This window comes from Streptomyces vinaceus (genome assembly GCF_008704935.1).
GTDB lineage: Bacteria > Actinomycetota > Actinomycetes > Streptomycetales > Streptomycetaceae > Streptomyces > Streptomyces vinaceus.
This window is the reverse complement of sequence record NZ_CP023692.1, coordinates 3,988,251-4,007,500: the sequence shown is the minus strand read 5'-3', so window position 1 is coordinate 4,007,500 and position 19,250 is coordinate 3,988,251. Positions and strand designations below refer to the sequence as shown.

The following is a 19,250-nucleotide window of genomic DNA, read 5'->3' as shown; positions in this document are numbered from 1 at the left end:
TGTCAACCCCGCAGCTCAGCTGCTGGTCAGCTCGGCGACTGGAGGTCCTCGACGCGGTCCAGGAGTCGCGTGAGCATGTCGCCCAGCACTCCGCGCTCCGCCGTGGAGAGGTCCTGGAGGAGGTCCTCCTCGAAGACCGTGGCCGCGCGCATCGCGTCGAGCCACTTGCTGCGGCCCTCGTCCGTCAGCTCCACGATCACGCGGACCCGGTTGGACTCGTCCCGCTCGCGCGTCACCAGTCCCTCCGCCGTCATGCGGTCGATCCGGTGGGTCATCGCCGCCGGCGTGAGGCCCAGCTGCTTCGCGAGCTCGCTCGGGCCCATCCGGTACGGGGCTCCGGAGATGACGAGTGCCTTGAGGACCTCCCACTCCGCGTTGCTGATGCCCAGAGCGGCGGTCTGGCGTCCGTACGCGACGTTCATGCGGCGGTTCAGCCGGCTGAGGGCAGAGACCACCTTCTCGACCTGGGGGTCGAGGTCCTGGAATTCGCGCTGGTAGACGGCGATCTGCTCGTCGAGGCTCGGCTCGTGGACGGGCGTGGTGCCGTCGGGGGTGTCACCCATGCTCCGAAGTATCGCACGAGCCCGTTGGCATCTAACTCCTTCGATGTGTAGAGTTAAGGATCGAAGTTTAGGTATGAAGTCTTCGGGCTTCAGCTCTCAAAGGCAGGTGAGAAGTGACCAAGGTGATGGGCGCTGCGATGCGGCGGATCCAGGCCGGCAACGCGCTGACCGCGTTCGGCATCGGTTTCACGGTTCCGTTCCTCTACATCTACGTGGCGCAGGTGCGAGGTCTGGGCTCCATGGCGGCCACGAGCGCGTTCGTGGCCTTCGCCGTCAGTGCCCTGGTCGCGCTGCCCCTCACCGGTCGGGTCATCGACCGCCGAGGTCCCGTCCCCGTGGTCATCGGCGCGGCCGTCGCCGCCTCGGCCGGGGCGCTGTCGCTCGGGCTGTCCACCGGCATCGTGCCGATCCTGCTGTCCGCCCTGGCGCTCGGCGCCGGGCAGGCGGTCATGCAGCCCGCGCTGGCCACCATGATCGTGTGGTGCTCGACGCCGGCCACCCGGACGCGCGCCTTCGCCCTCCAGTTCTTCATGCAGAACCTGGGCCTGGGCATCGGCGGCCTCATCGGCGGCCAGATCGTCGACGAGAGCCGGCCCGCCAGCTTCACCCTGCTGTTCGGCATCGAGGCCGTGATGTTCCTGGTCCTGGCCGGGGTCATCCTGACCGTACGGATGCCGCACGCGCCGAGCATCAAGGACGCCGTGCCGCGCGACGCCTCGCAGGCGGGCGGCAGCGCGTGGAAGCGGCTGCTGGAACACAAGGCCATGGTCAAGCTGCTGGTGCTGGGCTTCGTGATCTTCTTCGCCTGCTACGGGCAGTTCGAGTCGGGTCTCGCCGCCTTCGGTACCGAGGCGGCCGGAATCTCCCCGTCCACCCTCGGCTTCGCGCTGGCCGCGAACACCGGTGCCATCGTCGTCGCGCAGTTCGTCGTGCTGAAGCTGGTCGAGAAGCGCCGCCGGTCCCGGGTGATCGCGCTGGTCGGCCTGATCTGGACCGTGGCCTGGATCATCGCCGGGTTCTCGGGGCTGGGGCACGGCAGCGCCATGATGGCGGCCGCCGCGTTCATCACCACGTACGCGCTCTTCGGCATCGGCGAGGCGATGCTCTCGCCGACGCTGGCGCCGCTGGTGGCCGACCTGGCGCCCGAGGGTTCGGTGGGCCAGTACAACTCGGCTTTCGCGCTGGTCAAGCAGATGGCGCTGGCCCTGGGTCCGCTGGGCGTGCCGCTGGGTGCGGGCGTGCCGATGCTCTACATCGGGGTGTTCGTCGCGGTGTCGCTGGGTATCGCGTGGCTGGCGCTGCGGCTCGGCAAGCAGCTGAGCGCGGTGCAGGACAAGCCGTCGCTGCTGGGCAGCCGGGTCGTCGCGCAGGGCGCGAAGGCGGGCTCCGAGGTGGGTGAGCCCGTCGGCGCGTAGGAGCGCGTAGGGGCACGTAGGAGTACGTAGGAGTACGTAGGAGTACGGGCACGATGAAGGCCCCGGTCGGTGGACCGGGGCCTTTCGTCGTGCCCGTACGGCTACGTGGTCGGCAGGGCGAACTCGCACCAGACGGCCTTGCCGCCGCCCGGGGTGCGGCGCGAGCCCCAGGAGGAGGCGATCGTCGCGATGATCGAGATGCCTCGGCCGGTCTCGTCGGCCGGTTCGGCGCGGCGGCGGCGCGGGAGGTGGTCGTCCCCGTCGGTGACCTCGATGATCAGGCGGCGGTCGGTGCGGCGCAGCCGCAGCCGCATGGGCGGGGTCCCGTGCTGGAGGGAGTTCGCGACGAGCTCGCTGGCGGCCAGGACGCCGAGGTCGCACAGCTCCACCGGGAAGCGCCAGGAGGCGAGGACCCCGGAGGCGAAGGCGCGGGCGCGCGGGGCCGCCTCGACGCCGCCGAGGAGTTCCAGGGCGGCGTTGTGGAAGAGCTCGGCGTCGGCTCCGGTGCGGCTCGGCTGCTGGAGGACCATGACGGCGACGTCGTCGTCGTGGTCGGCGTCGACGCCGAGGGCGCGCATCAGGCGGTCGCAGATGACGGCCGGGGTGCCCTGGGCGCCGGAGAGGGCGCGTTCGAGGGCGGCGACGCCTTCGTCGATGTCCTCGCCGCGGCGTTCGACCAGGCCATCGGTGTAGAGGACGGCGGTGGAGCCCGGGCCCAGCGCGATGGTGCCGGAGGTGTGCAGCCAGCCGCCGGTGCCGAGCGGCGGGCCGGTGGGGTCGGCGGCTCTGCGTACGGTGCCGTCCTCGTCGCGGACCAGGATCGGGAGGTGGCCGGCGGAGGCGTACGCGAGCAGGCCCTCGTTGGGGTCGTGGACGGCGTACACGCAGGTGGCGATCTGGCTGGCGTCGATCTCGGCGGCGAGCCCGTCGAGGAGCTGGAGCACCTCGTGCGGGGGCAGGTCGAGGCGGGCGTAGGCGCGGACGGCGGTGCGCAGCTGGCCCATGACGGCCGCGGCGCGCACCCCGCGGCCCATGACGTCGCCGATGACGAGGGCGGTGCGGCCGGCGCCGAGGGTGATGACGTCGTACCAGTCGCCGCCGACGGCGGCCTCGGTGCCGCCGGGCTGGTAGGTGGCGGCGATGCGGAGGTCGTCGGGCTGTTCGAGTTCCTGCGGGAGGAGGGAGCGCTGGAGGGTGACGGCGGCCTCGCGCTGGCGGCGTTCGCTGGCGCGCAGCCGTTCGACGGCTTCGGCGTGGTCGCTGACGTCGGCGAGGTGGATCAGGACCCCGGTGTGGTGGGGGTCGGTGTCGCCTTCGGCGGCGGCCTTGGGGAACTCGACGGGGGTGCAGGTGACGGTGTACGAGCTGGTGCCGCCGGGTGCGGTGCGGTTCTTGGCGGTACGGGGCTTGCCGCTGCGCTGGACCTGGTCGAGGAGCGGGAGGAGGCCGAGCTCGCCGAGTTCGGGGAGGGCGTCGTGGGCGGGCGCGCCGGCCGGGCGGGGGCCGAACCCGGCGGTGTAGGCGTCGTTGACGTAGGCGACGCGGTGTTCGGGGCCGTGGACGAGGGCGACGAGGGCCGGGAGCCGGCCGAGGACCTCCCGTACGGAGAGCTCGTCGAGGGAGGGCACGGCGGCGAGGGCGCCGCTCCCGGAGCCGTGGCCGCTGCCGCTGCCTCCGCCCGGGCCGGTGCCGCTTCCCGTCCCGGAGACCGTGGGGTCGGCGGGGCCCCCGTCCGGCGCGGTGGCCGGGCGGGCGGCGGCGCCGCGGGCTGCCGGGACGGCACCCTCACCCCTTTTGGCCTGGGCGGCGGCGTGCTCGGACCGGGCGGCGGCGCGGCGCTGCGTTCCGGGAAAACGGGCGCTCCAGCGCGTGAAGTTCACTGCGTTCAAGCCTCGTGGTGTCGCAAGTGGTCGCTGTGCCGTGAATGTCACTGTGTGCAGGCGTGGGCCCACCTATGGTCACACGTCCAGTGTGGCCGACCGCACTGACAACGTCAGCCCTGGCTGTCCTTCGGGGGGTTGGGGGCGGGCGGGGGCGGGGGGAATTTGTGGCCGTGTCCTGCGGCGAGTTCGAATTCTGCCCTGGGGTGTTCGAGGGAACCGAGGGAGACGATCTCACGTTTGAAGAGCCCCGAGAGGGTCCATTCGGCGAGGACGCGCATTTTGCGGTTGAACGTGGGGACCCGGCTGAGGTGGTAGGCGCGGTGCATCAGCCAGGCCGGGTAGGCCTTGAGCTTGCGGCCGTAGAGGAGGGCGACGCCCTTGTGCAGGCCGAGGGAGGCCACGGAGCCCACGTACTTGTGCGCGTACTCGGTGAGCGGTTCGCCGCGCAGCGAGGCCACCAGGTTGTCGGCGAGGACCTTGGCCTGGCGGACGGCGTGCTGCGCGTTGGGGGCGCATTCACGGCCGGGCTCCTCGGCGGTGATGTCGGGCACGGCGGCGGCGTCGCCGGCGGCCCAGGCGTGTTCGACGCCGTCGACGGTGAGGAAGGCGGTGCAGACGAGGCGGCCGCGTTCGGTGCGGGGGAGGTCGGAGGCGGCGAGGACCGGGTGCGGTTTGACGCCTGCGGTCCACACGACGGTGCGGGTGGGGAAGCGGGCGCCGTCGCTGAGGACCGCGATGCGGTTCTCGCAGGAGTCGAGGCGGGTCTCCAGGCGTACGTCGATGTTGCGGCGGCGCAGTTCGCGGACCGTGTAGACGCCGAGTTCGGGGCCGACCTCGGGGAGGATGTGGTCGCTGGCCTCGACCAGCACCCACTTCATGTCCTCGGGCTTGATGTTGTGGTAGTACCGGGCCGCGTAGCGGGCCATGTCCTCCAGCTCGCCGAGGGCCTCGACCCCGGCGTAGCCGCCGCCGACGAAGACGAAGGTGAGGGCTGCGTCGCGCAGGGCGTGGTCGCGGGTGGAGGAGGCGATGTCCATCTGTTCGATGACGTGGTTGCGCAGGCCGATGGCCTCTTCCACGGTCTTGAACCCGATGGCGTAGTCGGCGAGGCCCGGGACGGGCAGGGTGCGGGAGACGGATCCGGGGGCGAGGACGAGTTCGTCGTACTCGATCTCCAGCGGTCCGGTGCCCTCGTCCTCGGTGGCGAGGGTGGCGACGGTCGCGGTCCGCTTGGCGTGGTCGATGCGCTGGGCCTCGCCGATGACGATGCGGCATGTGCCGAGGACGCGGCGCAGCGGCACGACGACGTGGCGCGGGGAGATGGAGCCGGCGGCCGCCTCGGGGAGGAAGGGCTGGTACGTCATGTAGGGCTCGGCGCTGACCACCGTGACCTCGGCCTCGCCGGCTCTGAGCTTTCGCTGGAGCCGGAGTGCCGTGTACAAGCCGACGTAGCCGCCGCCGACGACGAGGATGCGCGTACGGGGCGGGGTACCGGGGGCCTCGCCCCGGGAGTTAGCAGCCTTCACCATCCCATGACGCAACGTGGCCGGGAGTTTGTCCACAGCCCTGACACATTGTGTGACCGGAGGGAGTGCCGGTACGGGGCTGCCGGATGGCTTGAGTGGGTGTGAAGTTCCGCAGGTCAGGGGGTGCGGAGGGGGTGATTCCGGGGGCTTGGATCGGAAAAGTGGGGGTGAATGCTCCGATCGGGCGGTGGTCCGTCCGGGGCTCCCTCTTCTGAATTGACTCTGGCTCAACTATGTTCGTATCTCGTCGAGGAGTAAGACCGGGGCCCACATGACCGTGGCCCACCTCGACACGAAGGCGGGGAGTGTCTCCGGGGGGAGACAAATGATTACCGGGGGATACATATGCATATTTCCGATTTCCATGGTTCCGCGACCGCGCTCTCCAGCGAGAGCGGCGGCCGCCTGATGGCAGGCGCCACGACGCACGGCGTGGGCCGCTCCACGCCGCTGCGCGTAGACGCCCAGCGCAACCTCGAACACGTGCTGCGCGCGGCCCGAGAGGTGTTCGGCGAGCTGGGCTACGGGGCTCCGATGGAGGACGTGGCGCGGCGCGCACGCGTCGGCGTCGGCACCGTGTACCGGCGCTTCCCGAGCAAGGACGTCCTGGTCCGCCGCATAGCCGAGGAGGAGACCGCCCGGCTGACCGAGCAGGCCCAGGCCGCGCTCGGTCAGGAGGAGGAGCCGTGGCAGGCGCTTTCGCGCTTCCTGCGGACCTCCGTCGCCTCGGGTGCCGGGCGGCTGCTGCCGCCGCAGGTGCTGCGGGTCGGGTCGGCGAGCGAGGACGGTGTCGAAGAGGCGGCGGCGCGGGTTCCGCACCAGCGCCAGGCCGGCGTGACCGGTGGGGCCCCCGAGCTGCGGGTCGTGGGCGGGCGGACGGCCATGGAGGACGAGCCCTCCGAGGACGCGGGCGCGGGTGCACTGCTCGAAGTGGTCGGCCGGCTGGTGGACCGCGCCCGCGAGGCCGGTGAGCTGCGCGGTGACGTCACGGTGGCCGATGTGCTGCTGGTGATAGCCACGGCTGCTCCCGCGCTGCCCGACGCGGCGCAGCAGGCGGCGGCTTCGTCGCGGCTGCTCGACATCCTGCTCGAAGGACTGCGCTCCCGTACGGCCTGACGGGCTGGCGGGCTGGGCGTCCGGCGGCTAGCGGTCTGGGCGGCCGGTGGTCCGGCGGGCTATTCGTCTGGCGGACGGGCCGGCGGGCCGGCGGCCTCATCGTCTGGCGGTCCGGCGGTCTGGGCGGCCGGCGGGCTGGGCGTCCGGCGGGCCGAGATGGTTTGGTGGTCCGAGCCGGCCTGGTGGCCTGGTGGTCTGGGACGCCTGGCCGTCCGGTGCGGTTCGTCCTGCGGTGGCCCGCTCGGGCTCGACGGCCGGTTCGTCGAACGGCCCCCGAACGGCTCCTCACTCGAAAGAGTGGGGAGCCGTACGAGGGGTTCACCGGGTGCTGCCCGGACGAGTGGATGGCGGGAAGACGGGCCCGGCGCGCGCCCCCCGTGTGACACGCTTGAACGGTGTACCGGTTGAGTGTGGCGTGCGGGGGCTTCCGCGATGGGCGTTGACGGTCGGGAGGAGCCGCTCGGTGGTGCCGGCGGCGAGGTCGAGGCGGAGAGCCCGGCCGCACGCCAGGTCCCGGCGCAGCGCGCGCCGCGCCGCGGCCGGCACGCGTCCGCCGGGCATCCCGGCACCGATCTGCCGCCGTCCGACGGGGACTTGATCGCCCGGATGCGCGGGGGCGACGACGGCGCGTACGAGGAGCTGTTCCTGCGCCACGCCGATTCCGTACGGCGCTACGCGCGGACCTGCTGCCGCGACGCGCACACGGCCGACGACCTGACCGCCGAGGTGTTCGCCCGGACGCTCCAGGCGGTACGGGGCGGGGCCGGTCCGGACCAGTCGGTGCGGGCGTACCTGCTGACCACGGTGCGGCGCGTCGCGGCGGCGTGGGCGAAGACATCCCGGCGGGAGCACCTCGTCGAGGACTTCGCGGTGTTCGCGGAGCAGGCGGCCGCGGGGACCGAGGTGGGCGGCGGCATGTCCGGCCTGTCGGGGGACGACACCCTCGAACTGGGCGCGGAAGTCCGGGCGATGCGCGAGGCGGAGCAGTCGCTGGCGATGCAGGCGTTCCGGAGCCTGCCCGAGCGGTGGCAGGCCGTGCTGTGGCACACCACCGTCGAGGACGCCTCGCCGAGCGCGATCGCCCCGCTGTTCGGGCTGAGCGCCAACGCGACGGCGGTACTGGCCAGCCGGGCCCGGGAAGGGCTCAAGCAGGCCTACCTGCAAGCGCATGTGAGTTCCGCGCTGAGTGCGGGCGGGGACTGCGCGCGGTACGCGGACCGGCTGGGGGCCTATGCCCGCGGCGGGCTGCGGATGCGGGCGGAGCGCGGGCTGCGCAAGCACTTGGAGGAGTGCGCGAAGTGCCGGCTGGCCGCCGGGGAGCTCAAGGACGTCAACGCGGGCATTCCCGCGCTGCTGCCGGTCGCGGTCATCGGGTGGTTCGCCGCCGGGTACGCGGCGAAGGCCGCCGGTGTCGTGGCCGGCGGGGCCGTCGCGGCCGGGGGTGCGGGCGCTGCCGCCGCGGCTTCGGGCGGCTCGACGGCGGGGGCAGGGGCAGCTGGGGGTGCTGGTGGGGCCGCCGGGGCTGCTGGTGGAGCCGGGGCCGGTGGTGCTGGTGGGGGCGCCGGGTCCGGGGTGGGGGGTGCGGTGGCTTCCGAGGGGCTCGGGCTGCCGGTCAAGGCCGCCATCGCCGCCGGTATCGCGGTCGCGGCGGCCGCCGGCGTGGTGTTCGCGCTGGCCGGGGACGATCCCGAGCAGGGGCCCACGGCGCAGCCCGCGCCGAGTGTGGCCGCGCCCGTGGTGCCGCTCGTACCGCCTCCGCGGACGGCGGAGCCGACGGATGCGCAGCCGCCGGCCGCTCAGGGCTCCGTACCCTCCGAGCCGAGCAGGGCTCCCGCGACGCCGACGCCCTCCCGCTCGAAGCCGAAGGCGCCGGCTCCGGCTCCGCCCGTCTCCCCGGCGCCGCAGCCTCCGGCGAAGCCCTCGCCGTCGCCGAGTCCGGCCAAGCCGTCGCCGTCCCCGTCGCCGTCCACGCCGAAGCCCCAGGGGTTCCGCCTGGCCGGGCTCGGGCACGCGGCGTTCGGCGACCACAGCGGTCCCGAGTTGCAGACCGGGCGCAGCAGCTGGGTGTGGCAGCGGTGGGGGCTGCGGATCGCGGACCGGCGGTTCGCGCAGGGGATCACCGTGAACTCCCGCTCCTCGGTGGTGATCGCCCTCAACCGGCAGTGCACGGCGTTCTCGGCGCGGGCCGGGGTGGACGACCTGTCGCTGTTCACCGACGGCACGGTGCGGTTCTCCGTGTACGCCGACGGGCAGCGGCTGTGGCGCTCGGACGCGCTCGGGTTCGGGGATCCGGCCGCCTCCGTCGACGTCTCCCTGGCCGGGCGCACGACGATGCGGCTGGTGGTGGAGCAGGCCGGGCAGGGCAGTCTGCCGACGTTGGCGAGCTGGGCCGACGCGGTGATCAGCTGCCGGTGACCGGGGCGGCGCGGGTGGCCTCCGTGACCAGGGTCGCCACCTCGGGCGGGGAGAGTTCCGCGCCCGCCGCCGCCTCGGCCGCGTAGCGGTCGGCGCCGAGTACCGCGCGGGTCTCGTCCGGGAGTCCGCCGATGGCGGCCTGTTCCGCGACCGAGCGCGGATGGCCCGCGCGCCACGCGGTGGCCGCCGCCAGCACCCGTACGGCCTCTGCCGTACGCCCGGTGGCTGCCAGCAGGGCCGCCGCGTTGTCGGCGAGCGAGGCCAGGACGCGCTCGGCGCAACGTGCGGCGACGGCGGTGGCCAGAGCCGGTGCCAGCTTGGCGAGGCCGGCCCGCGGGCCTTGTTCGCGGGCGGTGAGGACGGCGTCGATGTTGGCGAGTCCGGCGGCGAGCTGCGGGGGCCCGGCCATCTTCGCGGCGGCGGCGCGGGCGAGCTCCCACTCGGTACGGGCCCGCGCGAGGTCGCCCTGGACGAGGGCGAGGAGCGCCGTGAGCATGCCGCCGTACGCACTGATCTCGGGCGTCCCGCCGTGGCGGTCGGCCTCGCGGGCCGCCTCGGCCAGGAGCTGCTCGGCGCCCGCGAAGTCCCCGGAGCAGAAAGCGGCCTCGGCGATCCGGGCGATCACGAACGGCGTCTCCATGTGGGCGCCGACCTCGCGGGCCAGGCGCAGGCACTCCTCGTACTCGCTGCGGGCCCAGTCGTAGCGGCCGCGGGAGAGCGCGACCTCGCCGGCCGCGCTCGCCACTTGGGAGCGGGTCCAGCGGTCGCCGACCCGGTCGGCGATCTCGTGCAGTTCGGCGAGGTCGGCGTCGACGGAGGACAGGCCGCCGGTGGTGTCGATGCCGATGTGGGTGCGGAGCATGAGGGAGACGCCGAGCTCCCAGTCCCTGCCGTGGCGTCGGCAGTTCTCGACGGACTCGTCCAGGCCGTCGCGGAAATCGCGGGAGCCGGGGGCGTTGCCGGTCAGGAGGCTCGTCATCGGCCAGAGAACGCCGGGGAAGCGGGAGCTCTCGGGGCCGCCGGCCCGGAAGACCCGGCGTATGCGCTCGCCGACGGCGATGTTCTCCGGCGTGCGGAGGCTCTCGGGGGCGTTGCCGTCGGCGACGAGGAAGACGTGCAGCATGCGCAGGCTCATGCTGCGCCAGTACTCGGGGGTGCCCTCGGGCGGCTCGACGGGGTGGGTCTCCCAGATGCGGGCGGTCCATTCGGCGCCCTCGCTGCGGTAGTTGCGCAGCCACCAGAACCAGCCGAGGGCGAGGGCGAGGCGTTGGCCCGTCTCGACGGACGCGGTGCGGGTGGTGTGGAGGAGGGCGGCCCGCAGGTTGTCGAGTTCGGTCTCGACGCGGCGGATCCAGGGGAGTTGGCCGGCGCCTCGCAGGAGGGGCTCGGCTTCCTCGGCGAGGGCCAGGAAGTGCGCGGCGTGGCGGTGGGCGGCGGCGGCACGGTCGGCGGGGTGAGCGGCCGCGCGTTCGGCGGCGTACTCGCGGATGGTCTCCAGGAGGCGGTAGCGCATGCCGGTGCCGGGATCGGGATCGGGAGCGGCGACGACGAGGGATTTGTCGACGAGTGAGCCGAGGACGTCGAGGGTGTCGGGGGCGGCGAGGGTGCGGGGGCCGTCGGCGGGGGTGCCGGGGTCGGCGCAGACCGCTTCGGCGGCCGGGAGGTCGCAGCCGCCGGCGAAGACGGAGAGGCGCCGCAGGACGGTTCGTTCCCTGTCGTCGAGGAGGTCCCAGGACCAGTCGACGACGGCGCGCAGGGTCTGCTGGCGGGGCAGTACGGTACGGGCGCCGCCGGTCAGCAGCCGGAAGCGGTCGTCCAGACGGTCGGCGATCTGGCGCGGGGTGAGCAGGTTGAGGCGGGCAGCGGCCAGCTCGATGGCGAGGGGGAGTCCGTCGAGGCGGGCGCAGATCTCGGCGACGGCGGCCGGGTCGTCGGCGGGGGCGAAGCCGGGGCGGACGGCGGTGGCGCGGTCCGCGAAGAGGCGGTGCGCGGGGTCGGGGGGCAGCGGGCCGAGGGGGCGGACCGTTTCGCCGGGTACGCCGAGGGGTTCGCGGCTGGTGGCCAGGATCCGGACGCCGGGGCAGTGGGTGAGGAGGTGTTCGGCGAGTTCGGCGGCGGCGTCGATGACGTGCTCGCAGTTGTCGAGGACGAGGAGCAGGCGGCGGTTCGCGCAGTGCTCGGCGAGTTGGGCGGCGGGGTCGTCGGCGGGGGCCTTCTCGCGGGCGACGAGGGTGCCTTCGCGTAGGCCGAGGGCACTGAGGACGGCGCCGGGGACGGCGGCGGGGTTGTCGAGGCGGGCGAGTTCGACGAGCCAGCCGGGTTCGGGGTCGGCGGCGGCCGCGTGCTCGGCGAGCCGGGTCTTTCCGGAGCCGCCGGGGCCGGTGAGCGTGACGAGCCGCAGCCGCGCCAGATCGCCCCGCAACCCGGCCAGCTCGGGCTCCCGCCCGACGAAGGAGGTGAGCCGCGGCCGAAGGTTCCCGCCGGGGCCGGCGGGAGGCGCGGGGGCAGGCGGGGGCGGCGGGGCCGGCGAGGGCGCGGGGGGTGCCGGGGGCGTGGGGGGTGCCGGAGGCGCGGGGGGTGCCGGAGGCGCGGGGGGTGTCGTTGGGGGTCCGGGGGGTGCCGGGGGCGCGTGGAGTGTCGGAGGCGCGGGGGGTGCGGGGGGCGTCGGGAGTGCCGGGGGCGCCGAGGGCGCGGGGGGCGTCGGGAGTGCCGGGGGCGTGGGGGGTGCCGGAGGCGTGGGGGGTGCCGGAGGCGTGGGATGCGCGGGCGGTGCTGGGGAGGCGGGAGGTGCGGAGTATGGGGGCGCGGGAGCCGGTGCGTGTGCGGGTACGGCCTGGGAGGCGGGGGCTGCAGGGCTCGGCGCCGACGCGGAAGGGGCCGTCGGCGCTGAGGGCGCCGGAGGTACGGGGTGCACTGCGCGCACCGATGCGTCCGGGGTCGCGGAGGAGGCGGGACCCCCCGGAGGCACGGACGCCGCCGGGGGCATGGGCCGGGCCCGGTGCGGGGGGAATGCCGGATGCACCGGGCCGCCTGGCCTGGCCGGGGGCACGGCGGGTGCCGGGGCGCCGGGCCTGGCCGGAAGCGCCACAGACGCCGGAACGCCGGGACTCGACGGAAGCGCGGCAGACGCCGGAACGCCGGGCCCCGCCGGAAGCGCCGCCGACGCCGGCGGCGTGGATACCGCTGGGACCGGCGGGAAAACCGGCACGGCGGGGAGCTCCGGGGCTGCCGGGAGCGCGGGGGACGCCGGGGAGGTGGCTGGTGTCGGCTTCTCCGAGGAACCGGGGGCTGTGGGTCGCCCGTTGGGCGCCGGGGTGGCCGCTGCGGGTGCGGGCGGTTGCCGGTGTTCCACGAACGCGGCGGCGGTCTCCGGCGCCACCGGCGCGGGCGTTGCCGGGGGTGCCGAGGACGTGGGGTGTGCGGACGTCACCGGCGCCGCCGGGGACACGGGCGGCGCCGCGGATGCCGGCGTGGCGGCCGGCGGGGGCGCGGGAGTCGGCGGGTACGTCCGGTGGCCATGGGACGTTGACGCCAACGGGGGCGCGGGGTGTGCCACGGGCTCGGCGGCCATGGGGGCTGCACTGGGTACAGCCGCCCCTGCAGACACGGGAGTTGGCTCGTACGGCGACCCATCGGTGAGCTGCAGCGCGTCGGCCTCCGGGTGCGCCGCAGACGCGGGAGTGTGCTCGTACGGCGACCCCTGGGGGAACTGCGGCGCCTCGGGTCCCGGGTGCGCCGTGGAGGCGGGCGCGGGAGTCGGCAGGTGTATCCGCTGCCCACGGGGCACTGCCGTCCCCGCTGGCACCGAGGCTGCGGGCGCGGGAGTCGGGGAGGGCGCCGGGGTGCCGTGCGGCAGCGGTGTCGCCGGGCCTTCGGGGTGGGGCGTGGGGGGTACGGGGGGTGCTGCGGGTGTGGGGTGGAGGAGTTCCGCGTGGAGGGCCGCGAGTTCGGGGCCCGGATCGGTGCCGAGGGCTTCGGCGAGGGTGTGGCGGGTGCGCTCGTACGCGGCGAGGGCGTCGGCCGGGCGGCCGCACGCGCGGAGCGCCCGGAGCTGCTGGGCGCGCAGGGGCTCGTCGTACGGGTGCTCCCGGATCAGCGCCTCGATCTCCGGCAGGAGCGACGCCGGGTCGGCGGCCCCGCTGCGGAGTTCGGCCTCGATCCGGGCGCGGAGGGCGGTAGCGCGGTGGGCTTCGGGCGTGGCGGCGTGGGCGGTACGGGCGGGCTCGGGGAGGTCGGCGAAGGCGGGGCCGCGCCAGAGGGCGAGGGCGGTGTGGAGGGTTTCGGCGGCGGTGGCGGGGTCGGTGGCCAGCTGCCGGGCGCCCTGGCGGGCGAGCCGGGTGAAACGGTGCAGGTCGACGTCGTCGCGGTCCGCGACGGCCAGGCGGTAGCCGCCGGCGGGGTCGGCGAGGACCGTTTCCCGGCGGCCGAGGGCGCGGCGGAGCCGGGCGACGAGGGCCTGGAGGGCGGCGGGGGCGTCCTGGGGCGGGGCGTCGCCCCAGATGTCGTCGACGAGGTCGACGACGGGGGCGGCGGCCGGGCCGCCGACGCGGAGCGCGAGGGCGGCGAGGAGCGCGCGCAGGCGGGCGCCGCCGATGGGGAGGGGGGCGCCGGTCTCGTCGCGCGCCTCGGTGACGCCAAGGATGAGATACCGCACCGGGCAATTCTGCCTTGCCGCTGCCGGGGGTGCCGGAGGGTTTGCGCGCGGCCACGCGCGGGGCGCCGGCCCCCGCCGGGGCTCGGCCCCGCGTCCCTGTGCCGCAAGTACACGGCCGGGCCGGAGCTCCCGCCTTCCCGCCTCGGCGGCCCGCCGGTCAGCGGTTGCCGGCCCACTCGATGCCGGCGCCCCGCCGGGGCTCGGCGCCGCACTCCGCGCCTCGAACCCCGGGGCCCCTCGACGGGCCGCCGGTGGGCCAGTGGCGCGCCGCTCGATGCCTGTGCCCCTGCCGGGGCTCGGCTCGCACGGCGCCGCAAGAGCCCGGGGCCGGAACCCCATGGGGCTCGGATTGAGGGGCCACTCGTGGGGCCGGAGCGGATTTGCCCGGGGAGCGCCGCTCAGGTGCCGAACAGGGCGGATGGGCGCCGTCGGGCCCGGTTGCCAGTCGCCGTAGATGCGGCGGCGGAACTGGATATGCCAGGTGGCGGGAAGCGACCGCCCGCCGCGCCACCCCGGGTTTCCGGACTTGAGCACCGGCATCACCCGCATCCGCGGGCGGGAGCCGCGCCGCTGCCGGCCGGGGCCGCATCGGCCGGGACGGCCGGCCGGTGCCGCGGCGCTGCCCGGGGGCCGCGTCGGCCGGGCCGGCCAGCCGGGACCTCGGCATTGCCGGAGCGCCGCGTCGGCCGGGCGGTACCTCGGCGCTGCCGGAGGGCCGCGTCGACCGGGACGGCCGGCCGGTGCCGCGCCGTTGCCGGGGCCCGCGTCGGCCGGGGCAGTGGCCGGGACCTCGGCGTCGACTGACGGCCGCGGCGGCCGGGCGGTCCACGGCGCCGCCGGCACCGACCAGGGCAGCCGACCGGGTCCGCGGCGCCACCGGGAGCCGCGTCGACCGGGGTGGCGGGCCGGTGCCTCGGCGCTGCCGGGAGCCGCGTCAGCCGGGCCGTACCTCGGCGTCGCCGGGAGGGCCGCGGTCGGTCGGGGGCGTGGGGCCCTGGGGCGGGTTCAGGAGAGGGCCGGGCGGGGGGTGGGGACTCCTTCCGGGACCGCCCTGCGGCGGGGGGTGGACGTACCCGTCCAGCACGTGCCCCGGCGGGCGAGGAGGCGGCCCAGCCACAGCTCCATCGAGACGAGTTCCGCCAGGCCGTCCAGGGGGACCGGGTGGCCCTCCGCCGCGTCCACCAGGGCCTGTTGGACGACCCGGGCCTCGATCAGGCCCGCGTCCGCCAGGAGCGGGGCCGTGAAGAGGGAGAGCAGCGAGGGCAGCGCCGCGCCGAGGCCCAGGCGGGTGGCCGTTTCGTTCGGGGTGTGGGCCGGGGCGCCCCAGCCCGGGGGGAGTTCGCGTACGCCCGCCGAGGAGAGGACCGTGCGCAGGATCGTGGCCCGCGCGCCGGGCTGGACCCGCAGGGACTCCGGGAGGGCGCGGGCGGCCCGTACGACCTGGTTGTCCAGGAACGGTGCGTGCAGGCGCTGGCTGCGGACCTCCACCGCCTGTTCGAAGACCCGGTGGTCGGCCGCGTGCCGGGTCAGCGCGGCGCGGGCCCGGGCCTCGCCGGGGCGCAGCGACAGCGGGGGGCGGCCCGCGGCGGTGGTCAGGCGGATCGATACTTCCGCGAGGGCCTCCCCCGTCAGCCAGGCCGCCGCCGGGCCCGGCCGGGACCAGGTCAGGGCCGCCAGCGAGGCGTCCACCGGGTTCGAGGCGCCCCCCGCCACGGCCCCTTCGCGCAGCCGGGCCGCCGCCGCTTCCATGCCCGCGCGGTACGGCGTACGAGCCAGCCGGCGGGCCGCCGAGTAGACGGAGAACGGGACCAGCAGGGACAGGGCGGAGTCGCCCGGCGCCGAGCGGGCCAGGGCCGCGACCGGGCGCAGCAGGTGGCGTCTGCGGCGGTCCATGAGGAGGTCGGCGAGGCGGGCCGGGTGTGCGTCGAGGACTTGGCGGGCGCCGTGCCCGACGAAGTGGTCGGCCGAGCCGGCGGCCAGCCGGCGCCGTTCGCGGGCGGCGGTGACCAGCGAGGGGCCGGGTTCGTCGGTGAGGGGGCCGTCGAGGTCGGCGTACGGGAGTGCCTCCTCGGCGGCGGCCACGACGACGTGGTGCAGCCGGGGGTCGGCGGCGATGGCGCGGGCACGTTCGAGTTCGGCCTCGCGGCCCCGGGGGGTGGCGAGGTCGTTGAAGGTGACGGCGAGGAGCCGTTCGCCGGACTGCTTCAGCACCGTGCCGGGCGCGCCGGGCAGGCCCGCGGCGAGCAGCGCGAGGGTCGCGGAGGCGCTGCCTCCGGAGAGGTCGGCGCCCACGCCGGGCGCAGGCGCGGGTGCGCCCCGGGCCGCGCGCCGGTCGGCGGGGCCCATTCCGGGCACCGGGCCGGGGTCGTGGGGCGGCGTGTCGGGGGCATGCCGCGGAGCCGTGAGCCGGGCGCGCACGGCATCCACCAATGCTTCGCGTACGCCCTCCACCGCGCGCTCCGGGTCGGCCGTGGGAGCGGCCACCGCGAGGGAGGCCACCGGCTCGTACCCGGTGATCTCGCGCGAGCCCTCGCGCAGGATCAGGGCGTGCCCGGGCGGGATGCGCCGCACGCCGACGTACGGTGTGCCGTCGCCCAGTGCCTCCGGGCTGTCGGGGCAGGCCAGCAGGGCCGCGAGGTGGCCGATGTCGAGCTGCGCCTCGATGAGGTCGGCGAGCGGCAGTGCGGCGGTGGCGTACGCGGTCCCGCCCGCCCAGGGGGTGTAGAACACGGGCCGGGCGCCCGCGAGATCGCCGACGACGGTGATGCGCCGGCCGGTCTGGACGACGGCGGTGTAGCTGCCGGACCACTGGGTGAGGTGGCGCAGGGCTCCGCCGCGGGCGGCGAGGAGGGCGCTGCGCAGTTCGGCGTCGGTGGCGCCGCAGCAGCCGAGGACGGCGAGGCGGGTGAAGGGGTCGGCCGGGTCGGCGGCGAGGGTGCGGATCTCGTCGGGGCGCCAGTCGCCGACGGCCCACAGGGGGTCGGGGTCTCCCCAGAGCAGCTGGGCTCCGACGGGGACGACGGTGCGTTCGGCGGTGGGGTCGTCCGGGTGGGCGGTGTCGGCGTCGGCGAGGCCTCCGGTCACCGGGCCGCCGCTCAGGTGGTCGCGTGGGCCGGATCCGCCCTGGCCGGACACGCGGCCGGCCGTGCCGAAGCTCGCGGCGATACTGCTCCAGCCGACCAACCAGCGCACCGCCGCCTCCCCAGCCCGTGGGCAATTGACCGGGGCGGGAACGTCGCGGTCAGCGCTGAGGGCGTGGCCGACGGGACCCCGGGTGGCTCGGGGTCCATGCTGCCACGAGACAGGCGTGCGAGAGTGGCCCGGGAGGGCGCAGGTGCAAACGAACACGCCGCGGACACGCAGTATTTGGCGTTCCGTTCCCACCGCCCCATAGGCCGGTTTCAGCCATTCTTCGGCCGCGCCGCGGCCGTACTCGGCGCCGCCGCCCGCCCTCGGGCGTCCGGCCGCACCGGCCGGCGGGCGCGGTCCGGGAGGCGGGATCCGCCCCCCGGACCGTTCCGCCACCCGCGGGGATTGGGGCGGCGGCATCCCCCGGCCCGCCGGATCCACGCAGCGGGCCGACCCACGCAGGGCACATCGAATCGCCGGGCCCGCCGACCGGCCAGAGCGCACGGGCGGGCGCACGGCCACACGCACGGAGCACGGGAGGGGGCGTGCGCCCGCGGCGCGGACCCCGCCCCGACTGTGCGGGCGGACAACAATCCCGCCATAGGGAAGTCGGGGCCTTAACGCTTGGGAGGCGGGGAACTACGCTGGGTTTACGAAATGCCGGGCAACTATGCCCCGGCGGCGTATGCGTTGTGTGCGTTCCGCGTGTGACGAGGGGTGGCGCATGTCCAGGGAGCTCCGCGAGCCCAATGAGAAGCTCGGCGCCGTCCTCGCCCTCGCGGGCATCAGCAACGCCGGGCTGGCCCGGCGGGTCAACGACCTCGGCGCACAGCGCGGCCTGACGCTCCGCTACGACAAGACCTCGGTCGCCCGGTGGGTGTCGAAGGGCATGGTGCCGCAGGGCGCGGCGCCGCATCTGATCGCCGCCGCGATCGGCGCGAAGCTGGGGCGGCCGGTGCCGCTGCACGAGATCGGGCTGGCGGACGCGGATCCCGCGCCCGAGGTCGGCCTGGCCTTCCCGCGGGACGTGGGCGAGGCGGTGCGCTCGGCCACCGATCTGTACCGGCTGGACCTCGCGGGCCGCAGGGGCGGCGCGGGTGGCGGTGGCGGGATCTGGCAGTCGCTGGCCGGCTCCTTCGCGGTGTCCGCGTACGCGACGCCCGCCTCGCGCTGGCTGATATCTCCGGCGGACGGTTCGGTGGCGCGCGAGCCCGCCGCCCCGTCCCGCGCGACCGTGGCGTCGCGCGAGCCGGCGGCGGCCGGGGGTTCGCCCTCGCCGATGTCCGCGTCGTCCCCGTCTTCCCCTGCGTCCGCGTCCGCGTCGTCTTCCCCTGCGTCCGCGTCGTCCTCTTCGTCATCGGGTCTGCCCGCGCAGTCTTCGGGTGAAACGCCGCACGCCCCGCCCGGGCAGGTGCCCGCGGCGGCGGCCGCACCCGGGGCCGCGCCCGCCGGGCTCTACGATCCGGCGCCGCAGCGCGTGGGCCACAGCGACGTGACCAAGCTGCGCGAGGCGGCCGAGGACGCGCGCCGCTGGGACTCCAAGTACGGCGGCGGGGACTGGCGTTCCTCGATGGTGCCGGAGTGCCTGCGGGTCGACGCGGCGCCGCTGCTGCTCGGCTCGTACAGCGACGACGTGGGCCGCGCGCTGTTCGGCGCGACCGCCGAACTGACGCGTCTGGCCGGGTGGATGGCCTTCGACACCGGCCAGCAGGAGGCGGCCCAGCGCTACTACATCCAGGCGCTGCGCCTGGCCCGCGCGGCCGCCGACGTCCCGCTGGGCGGGTACGTGCTGGCCTCCATGTCGCTCCAGGCCACCTACCGGGACTTCCCGGACGAGGGGGTGGACCTGGCGCAGGCGGCCGTGGAGCGCAACCGCGGCCTGGCCACGGCGCGGACCATGAGCTTCTTCCGGCTCGTCGAGGCGCGGGCGCACGCGAAGGCGGGCGATTCGGCGGCCGCCGGGGCGGCGCTGCGGGCGGCGGAGGGCTGGCTGGAGCGGGCGCGCGAGGGCGACCCGGATCCGACCTGGCTCGGTTTCTATTCGTACGACCGCTTCGCGGCGGACGCGGCCGAGTGCTACCGGGACCTCAAGCTGCCGCGGCAGGTCCGGCGCTTCACCGAGCAGGCGCTGTCGCGCCCGACGGAGGAGTACGTGCGCTCGCACGGGCTGCGGCTGGTGGTGAGCGCGGTGGCGGAGCTGGAGTCGGGCAACCTCGACGCGGCGTGCGCGGCCGGCACCCGGGCGGTGGAGGTCGCGGGCAGGATCTCCTCGGCGCGCACGACCGAGTACGTACGGGACCTGTTGCACCGGCTCGAACCGTACGGGGACGAGCCGCGGGTGGCGGAGCTGCGGGAGCGGGCACGGCCGCTGCTGGTGGCGCAGGCCTGATCCGGACGGCGGCCTGGCGGCGCGCAGGAATCGGGCGGGCACGCGGCGGCCGGGCGGGCGCGCGGCGGCCCGCCGGGCGCGCAGGAGTCCGGCGGCGCGCAGCAGCCGGCGGCACCGGGCGGGAGGCCGCCGGGTGCCGCGGCGCGGACCCGCGTGGCCG

9 protein-coding genes and 1 pseudogene are annotated in these 19,250 nt (G+C 75.8%); 4 read left to right on the top strand and 6 right to left on the bottom strand.

Features of this window, described 5'->3' with window-relative positions:
• Window positions 1-26: 26 nt before the first annotated feature.
• Window positions 27-563: a MarR family winged helix-turn-helix transcriptional regulator gene (locus CP980_RS18005; RefSeq protein ID WP_069921218.1), complete on the bottom strand. Its 537-nt coding sequence runs from the start codon at window positions 561-563 to the stop codon at window positions 27-29.
• A gap of 125 nt (window positions 564-688) precedes the next feature.
• Between CP980_RS18005 and CP980_RS18000 the strand changes: the two genes are divergently transcribed.
• Complete coding sequence (locus CP980_RS18000; RefSeq protein ID WP_132761476.1) at window positions 689-1,978, top strand: MFS transporter; 1,290 nt, start codon at window positions 689-691, stop codon at window positions 1,976-1,978.
• Between the two features lie 101 nt (window positions 1,979-2,079).
• Here CP980_RS18000 and CP980_RS17995 read toward each other — a convergent pair whose 3' ends face one another.
• Together CP980_RS17995 and CP980_RS17990 are read right to left on the bottom strand one after the other, a co-directional pair.
• A complete protein-coding gene (locus CP980_RS17995) occupies window positions 2,080-3,858 on the bottom strand; it encodes an ATP-binding SpoIIE family protein phosphatase (protein ID WP_150530258.1) in 1,779 nt (592 codons plus the stop codon).
• Window positions 3,859-3,971: 113 nt separating this feature from the next.
• Window positions 3,972-5,390 (bottom strand): NAD(P)/FAD-dependent oxidoreductase, encoded by a 1,419-nt coding sequence (locus CP980_RS17990; RefSeq protein ID WP_132761470.1) that lies wholly within the window; start codon window positions 5,388-5,390, stop codon window positions 3,972-3,974.
• Between the two features lie 342 nt (window positions 5,391-5,732).
• Between CP980_RS17990 and CP980_RS17985 the strand changes: the two genes are divergently transcribed.
• A complete protein-coding gene (locus tag CP980_RS17985; RefSeq protein ID WP_132761469.1) occupies window positions 5,733-6,503 on the top strand; it encodes a TetR/AcrR family transcriptional regulator in 771 nt (256 codons plus the stop codon).
• Window positions 6,504-6,935: 432 nt separating this feature from the next.
• Window positions 6,936-8,918 carry a sigma-70 family RNA polymerase sigma factor gene (locus tag CP980_RS17980; protein WP_150528608.1) on the top strand — a complete coding sequence of 661 codons (1,983 nt, stop codon included), beginning with the start codon at window positions 6,936-6,938 and terminating at the stop codon, window positions 8,916-8,918.
• On the opposite strand, the gene CP980_RS35180 is transcribed toward CP980_RS17980, so the two are convergent.
• The 3 genes and pseudogenes from CP980_RS35180 to CP980_RS17970 all read right to left on the bottom strand — a co-directional run bounded on the left by CP980_RS35180 (window position 8,905) and on the right by CP980_RS17970 (window position 16,764).
• Window positions 8,905-11,340: an ATP-binding protein gene (locus CP980_RS35180; protein WP_167535746.1), complete on the bottom strand. Its 2,436-nt coding sequence runs from the start codon at window positions 11,338-11,340 to the stop codon at window positions 8,905-8,907. The two genes, CP980_RS17980 and CP980_RS35180, sit on opposite strands and share 14 nt — an antisense overlap.
• Window positions 11,341-12,849: 1,509 nt before the next feature.
• A pseudogene (locus tag CP980_RS17975) lies at window positions 12,850-13,911 on the bottom strand (AfsR/SARP family transcriptional regulator); the annotation flags it as partial.
• A 666-nt stretch (window positions 13,912-14,577) separates the two neighbouring features.
• On the bottom strand, window positions 14,578-16,764 hold the full coding sequence (locus tag CP980_RS17970) for an asparagine synthase-related protein (protein WP_132761467.1): 2,187 nt from the start codon (window positions 16,762-16,764) through the stop codon (window positions 14,578-14,580).
• Window positions 16,765-17,425: 661 nt separating this feature from the next.
• Between CP980_RS17970 and CP980_RS17965 the strand changes: the two genes are divergently transcribed.
• Window positions 17,426-19,090 (top strand): NsdA family TPR-like regulatory protein, encoded by a 1,665-nt coding sequence (locus CP980_RS17965; protein WP_150528607.1) that lies wholly within the window; start codon window positions 17,426-17,428, stop codon window positions 19,088-19,090.
• Window positions 19,091-19,250 lie beyond the last annotated feature (160 nt).

What these genes read in the sequence shown, in the direction of transcription:
- CP980_RS18005 (WP_069921218.1), bottom strand. Translation starts at nt 563, where the DNA reads ATGGGTGACACCCCCGACGGCACCACGCCCGTCCACGAGCCGAGCCTC.
- CP980_RS18000 (WP_132761476.1), top strand. Translation starts at nt 689, where the DNA reads ATGGGCGCTGCGATGCGGCGGATCCAGGCCGGCAACGCGCTGACCGCG.
- CP980_RS17985 (WP_132761469.1), top strand. Translation starts at nt 5,733, where the DNA reads ATGCATATTTCCGATTTCCATGGTTCCGCGACCGCGCTCTCCAGCGAG.
- CP980_RS17990 (WP_132761470.1), bottom strand. Translation starts at nt 5,390, where the DNA reads ATGGTGAAGGCTGCTAACTCCCGGGGCGAGGCCCCCGGTACCCCGCCC.
- CP980_RS17980 (WP_150528608.1), top strand. Translation starts at nt 6,936, where the DNA reads ATGGGCGTTGACGGTCGGGAGGAGCCGCTCGGTGGTGCCGGCGGCGAG.
- CP980_RS17965 (WP_150528607.1), top strand. Translation starts at nt 17,426, where the DNA reads ATGTCCAGGGAGCTCCGCGAGCCCAATGAGAAGCTCGGCGCCGTCCTC.